The 6,219-nt window shown below is 38.4% G+C and carries 6 protein-coding genes; 3 read left to right on the top strand and 3 right to left on the bottom strand.

Going from position 1 to position 6,219, the window contains the following annotated elements; all coding sequences use genetic code 11:
* Window positions 1-6: 6 nt before the first annotated feature.
* From Ga0466249_RS20245 to Ga0466249_RS20255, 3 genes are read right to left on the bottom strand one after another with little or no spacing between them, the layout of a single operon-like run.
* Window positions 7-1,230, bottom strand: a complete 1,224-nt coding sequence (locus Ga0466249_RS20245; protein WP_215831301.1) for a type II secretion system F family protein — start codon at window positions 1,228-1,230, stop codon at window positions 7-9.
* A 38-nt stretch (window positions 1,231-1,268) separates the two neighbouring features.
* Entirely contained in the window at window positions 1,269-2,324 is a 1,056-nt protein-coding gene (locus Ga0466249_RS20250; protein WP_215831302.1) for a type IV pilus twitching motility protein PilT, read from the bottom strand.
* 23 nt (window positions 2,325-2,347) lie between these two features.
* Window positions 2,348-3,883 carry a GspE/PulE family protein gene (locus tag Ga0466249_RS20255; RefSeq protein ID WP_215831303.1) on the bottom strand — a complete coding sequence of 512 codons (1,536 nt, stop codon included), beginning with the start codon at window positions 3,881-3,883 and terminating at the stop codon, window positions 2,348-2,350.
* Between the two features lie 778 nt (window positions 3,884-4,661).
* Here Ga0466249_RS20255 and Ga0466249_RS20260 point away from each other — a divergent pair.
* The 3 genes from Ga0466249_RS20260 to Ga0466249_RS20270 are packed head-to-tail and all read left to right on the top strand — an operon-like array spanning window position 4,662 to window position 6,001.
* On the top strand, window positions 4,662-5,102 hold the full coding sequence (locus tag Ga0466249_RS20260) for an aminoacyl-tRNA deacylase (RefSeq protein WP_215831304.1): 441 nt from the start codon (window positions 4,662-4,664) through the stop codon (window positions 5,100-5,102).
* 34 nt (window positions 5,103-5,136) lie between these two features.
* Complete coding sequence (locus Ga0466249_RS20265) at window positions 5,137-5,271, top strand: DUF1737 domain-containing protein (protein WP_215831305.1); 135 nt, start codon at window positions 5,137-5,139, stop codon at window positions 5,269-5,271.
* A gap of 49 nt (window positions 5,272-5,320) precedes the next feature.
* Window positions 5,321-6,001, top strand: coding sequence for a hypothetical protein (locus Ga0466249_RS20270; protein WP_215831306.1), 681 nt, complete (start codon window positions 5,321-5,323; stop codon window positions 5,999-6,001).
* The last annotated feature ends 218 nt before the right edge of the window (window positions 6,002-6,219 follow it).

Consider the following 6,219-nt stretch of genomic DNA (forward strand, 5'->3'; position numbering starts at 1 on the left):
CCCTTTTTAATGAATACTTCCCATACCTGTTATCACATCAAGCATGGGAATCATAATTGCCAGTACTGTCATACCAATAACTACTCCAATTACTCCAATTATGAGGGGTTCCAACAGTGTACTTAACCGATTTGTCATATCCTCAACATCACTATCATAAAAATCAGCGACTTTTTCCAGTAAGCTGTCCAGCGCTCCCGTTTCTTCACCCACAGCAACCATTTCCACCTCCATGGCCATAAAAACTTTACTTGCACGAAGAGTCCGAGATAAACTGACTCCGTCACGAATTCCTACCTGAGCATCACTTAAAGCCCTCAGCATACTCGCATGATGAACCGTCTTTTTTGCCACCTCCAAAGCTGTAATTAAAGGAACACCGCCTTTAAGCAAGGTACTTAATGTACGAGTAAAACGTGCAATAGCAACTTTACGCCACAATGAACCAAATACAGGTATTTTCATCATCCATTCATCAAAGAAGAGATGAATTTGGGGTATATCAAGAAAAATCCTAAGTAAAATCGCCCCCATAAAAAATCCTAACAGCACTGCTACTCCATCATGATATAAAAAGTTGCTAAAGACAAGTAAAACCTTTGTCAAAATAGGCAATTCCATATGCATTTCATCAAACATGCGCATAAACGTTGGCAGTACAAAGGTCAAAATAAAGGTGACAGATAACCCCGCCATAGTTAGAACAACAACTGGGTAAACCATGGCTGACTTGATTTTTTCATTCAGTTTATATTCCTTGTCAAACTGCACAGCCAGACGTGCAAGAACTTGATCAAGCACTCCGCCGACTTCGCCCACTTCTACCATAGTTGTCATAATAATCGGAAAAATTCGGTCATGCAAAGCCATAGATCTTGAAAGGGATTCCCCTTCTTGTACAGATTGATAAATTGCGGCAAGAGCTGTTTTTAACTTCTCGTTTTGCGACTGTTCCATTAAGATCTGAAGGCTCGTCATAAGCGACAGTCCTGCATTAATCATAGTAGAAAACTGTCGGCAAAAGAGTGCCAATTCCTTGAGACCTACTTTATGATAATTTTTTAATAAACTATCTACTATAATGAATTTCTTCTCAGTCACAATTTTGGTTACATAATAACCCTTTGCACGAACAGTTCCCGCCGCAGCCCCTTGCGTTTCAGCAATAACCTGCCCCGTAATAACAAGTCCCTGTGCGTCTCTCGCCCGATAAAGAAACTTTGTAGACAAAATTACATCTCCATTCGTCATTATTCTTTAGGAGAATATTATCTGTTGAACATACGTACCCATGTTTCGGGATCACTGGCCCTAGCTTTTACTTCATCGAGAGTCACAACACCGCTGCGATAGAGTCTTGCCAAATCCATATCCATAGACTGCATCCCTGTTTTGCCACTTGTCTGAATAACCGAAAGAATTTGATGCGTCTTACCTTCACGAATCAAACTGCGTACAGCGGGTGTAGCCAATAAAATTTCCAGTGCAACCACCCGGCCATTCTTGTCAATCGTCGGCAACAACTGTTGAGAAATGACGGCCTGCAAGACAAGCGATAGTTGGTTACGAATCTGTTGTTGCTGATAAGGAGGAAACCCATCAATCATCCGATCAAGCGTTTGAGATGTATCACTTGTATGTAGCGTAGCAAATACAAGATGACCTGTTTCCGCAGCCGTCATAACTGTGGTCATTGTTTCCATATCACGCATTTCACCAACAGAAATTACATCGGGATCTTCACGCAATGCAGCACGTAGAGCTCTAGGAAACGAAGGCGTATCACGATAAATTTGCCTTTGATGTACAATACTTCTACAAGGTTTATGAAGATATTCTATGGGATCTTCTAGTGTAATAATATGAACAGCTCGCTCAGTATTAATAAAATGGATAAGTGCAGCAAGTGTCGTTGATTTTCCACTTCCAGTAGGCCCCGTGACAAGCACAAGGCCCCGTGACAGTCGTGTTAGATTAGCCAGACTAACAGGAAGACCCAGCTCATGTAATGTCGGAACATTTTCATCAATTGTCCGAATCGCCAGCGCTATTGTTCCTCGTTGTTGAAAAACATGGACTCGAAACCGACTAAGGCCCTCAATGACATAGGAAAAATCAAGCTCCCCCTGCTTTTTGAATAATTTGAGTTGTTCTTCAGAAATAAGATCTGCGACAAATTTTTCTGTATCGGCAGCTGTCAATACAGAAAACTCCAATTTCATCAATTGCCCATGAAGTCGAATCATCGGAGAAATTCCCTCTGTCAAATGTAAATCAGAAGCTTTTTTAACTACTGCCGCCTTTAGCAAATCATCGATACACATGTTGATCACTCCTTTGATCAGCCCTAGGATTCAGAAAAAGTAAGACGCATCACTTCCTCTACTGTCGTAAAGCCCGCAAGAGCTTTGCTCATGCCATCCTCACGTATCCGGATCATCCCCTGACTTACAGCAATCATCGCCAATTCATCCGTAGACGCTCGACGATGAATGGCCTCTCTCATTTCCTGTGAGATCATCATTACTTCATGCACGGCAATGCGGCCTTTATAGCCTGTATGCCCACAGCGAACACAGCCTTCCCCTTTATAAAGTATTGTATTTTCCTCAAGGTTTCTATCAGGAAAAAGTCCTTCTCGCAAACCAGACTTTAAGGCATAAGTCTTTTTACAACCCGGACAAATAGAACGCACAAGTCGTTGGGCTACAACCCCCAGAACCGAGGCCGTAATTAGAAAAGGTTCAACCCCCATATCGATCAAGCGAGTAATAGCACCCGGCGCATCATTTGTATGAAGTGTACTCAAAACCAAATGACCTGTCAAAGCAGCTCGAATGGCAAGTTCGGCTGTTTCAGCATCACGAATTTCTCCCACCATGACAATATTAGGATCTTGCCGCAAGATCGACCGCAAGCCAGATGCAAAGGACAATCCCGCTTTAGGATTTACCTGCACTTGATTAACGCCATCGAGCTGATACTCCACAGGATCTTCTACTGTAATGACATTTTTACCTGGAACACTCAGTTCAGTGAGTGTAGAATAAAGGGTCGTTGTTTTTCCTGAACCAGTTGGTCCGGTAATGAGAATTATCCCATAAGGCTGGCGATAAATTTTTTCATAATAGAAAAAATTTTTTTTTGAAAAACCCAATTCCTGAATAGCTAGCCGAATCGCTGCTTTATCTAATATTCTTATAGCCACTTTTTCACCACAAATGGTTGGCAAGGTAGAAACACGCAAATCAACCTGCCTATCCGGCTCTATCATTGTAATCCGACCATCTTGAGGAATACGTTTTTCCGCAATGTCCATCTCGCTCATAATTTTGATACGCGAAATAAGCGCTGCATGTAGATATAAAGGAAGCTCAAGAACTTGACGCAAAATACCATCAATACGATAACGAACACGAACATGATTTTTCAAGGGTTCAATATGTATATCACTGGCCAAATCCTTGACTGCTTCACTAATAATAGAATTGACAATACTAATCACAGGCGTATCATCAGAAGTTTCCACTTCAACCAAAGAAACGCTATCTTCTTTGATCACTTGCTTTACTGCTTTTTTTACAAGTTCATGCACACCATAGGATTGTTCAATAGTCCGCTTAATATCGCACTCACTAGCCATAACAACATCCACATGGCAACCTGATGCTAGCCTCACATCATCAACAGCAAACATATTGGTCGGATCAACCATAGCAAGTGTAAGCCGCTTGCCCTCTTTTCGGATGGGGACAACGTGATAACGTTCAGCTAGAGAAATAGGAATTAGACTCGCTACTTCAAGCGGTACATCAATAGAAGATAAATTTATATGAGGCACCTCAAGCAATAAATCGCCTAAGCATTTTCTATTATTATCCATAGATTCACCTCTCGTGTTACAGCAAACGCAATCGATAACAATAATTAATTTTCTATTTATTTCTATTATTCTATTAATTAATCCAATTTCCTATCTAAGATGCTAAATTTATAGCGAAATAGACATTATTTTTTTCGGAACACTATACGATTAGCTCAAAATAATTAAATTTAAACCCATTCAATTCCAAAGACAAATAAATAGAGACAAAAGACTCACAACTGTGGTATGAATTTAAGTCACCACAACAAAATAACAACGACAGGAGTGAGTCCGTGTCTCGTAACAAGTGAAAATTCTTATAATTACTGGCTTCGTCGCCACTTTATTGTTCCATTACCTGTCATTAAAAACCGCAGTTTTTAGGCTCTGAGCCCATACGTTATTATCTGCCCGTGTGGTGAAACAAGCGCCCCGCCGCTAGCTGGATCTGAGCTATTTTAAGAATTTGATAGTTATTTCAGGATAATATTTAAATTTTGTTGCAAATGGGTGGCTTAAAAAGTTCGACTCTTGAATCATTTTCTCAATTGTGCTTTTTTCAAGAGTATAAGTTCCCCACAGCGGAGAAAGAATTCTCCGTTACGCTACTCACTAGAGTTCGCCATGAATTAAAAATTTCGACGCAAGATATAGAAATCACTATTTTTGAGACTCCAAAATCTAATTGGGGCATACGAGGTATGCCAGGAGACGAATTATCTTTGAATTACAAAGTAGAGGGGTAAGTATTGTCATTAGAGCGGATTAACTAGTTTTTTTAAAAATGGAGGTCAATATGAATTTATTAGAAATTTTAGCGCCTTATCAAGATTTTGAAATTATTCTTAATGATAAGCCTATTCGTTCGGCACAAGATGGAGCAACGTATTTTCAGATTGAAATAGGGCAGACTGCACCTACGCTCATATTAGAAGGGGATAATAAGTACTTTGCGGTTATTGTGTCTGGCAGGCGCAATGGCTTAGATATGGAAGAAATGGCGAGGGTACTAGGCTGTCATAAGGTAAAACTAGCAAAACCTAATAAAGTAAAAAAAATTACGGGGTATAAAGTTGGTACTATACCGTTGGTGGGACTTTCCTTACCGTATATTTTAGATAAACAGTTATTTGAATATGATTTTGTTTATGGAGGGACAGGTGAGGTTGATAAGACGTTAAAAATTGCACCTGCTGTTTTAAAAATGGTAAATCAAGTAATTGCTAAATTTGATTAAAGGGGTAGTAACTATAATTTATTGGGCTATTGAGATGAAAAATAAACTTAGATATCGGTTAATTCCTGGAAAAGATGATGCAATTTTTTGTGAGAGAATTCCTAAATTTCTTGATGATAGTTATAAATTATACGGCTCTCATACCTGTATATTTAATGGGAAATCGTGATCGTTAGCACATGTAATTAACGATTAGGGGCTTAGAAAGGGGAAGAAGTATGCCAATAGAATATAAAAATGTAGTTCCATGGGGAAGAAAGTTTGATGAATATTGCCAAATGTTTGACTTAACAGAAAGTGATTTTAAAAAAACCATAATTAGTTGCGGAGATGGCCCCGCGAGTTTTAACTTTGAGGCAACTAAAAAGGGGTATTCAGTCACCTCCATAGATCCAATTTACTTTTTTACAAAAGAACAGATTCATAAAAGAATTATTGAAACATATGAAATTGTTCTCAAAGAGACATCTATACATAAAGAATATTTTGTTTGGAAAAGTATCAAAGATATTGATACTTTAGGTAATTTAAGAATGGAAGCAATGCAATTATTTTTAGATGACTTTGATAAGGGATTTCGCGAAAAAAGATATATACCAGGTGAGTTACCGTTCTTAAATTTTAAAAATTTACAATTTGATATTGCACTTTGCTCCCATTTTTTATTTTTATATTCCGACAATTTAAGTTTGGATTTTCATATCCAAAGCATTGAAGAAATGTTGAGAATTGCGAATGAAGTAAGAGTATTTCCTATTCTTGATTTGAACTTAACTACTTCAAAATATTATAGTCCTACAGTTCAACACTTTCAAAATAAACACCTAAAAGTCTCAGAAATACTGGTAGATTATGAATTCCAAAAAGGAGGTAATAAGATGTTATCTATTGCCCGCTAGCTCCAATTAAAGCGAACTTTAGAAAGTACAGATTCAGTACTGACGGATAAAAAAGCTATAAGTGAGGATATCTAAAGAAGTGTGTAAATGGTAATAATCTCCACAAAGGAGATGTTACGTTATGCATGAAAAAGAAAAAGACCTAAATTGCAATAAGAAGTTGAACTAGTCGTGCCAAAAGAGTTCTATTCGGTTTTAGCAAAGGCGGAATGACAGGC

This window comes from Pelorhabdus rhamnosifermentans (assembly GCF_018835585.1).
In the GTDB taxonomy this organism is placed as follows: Bacteria; Bacillota; Negativicutes; order UMGS1260; family UMGS1260; genus Pelorhabdus; species Pelorhabdus rhamnosifermentans.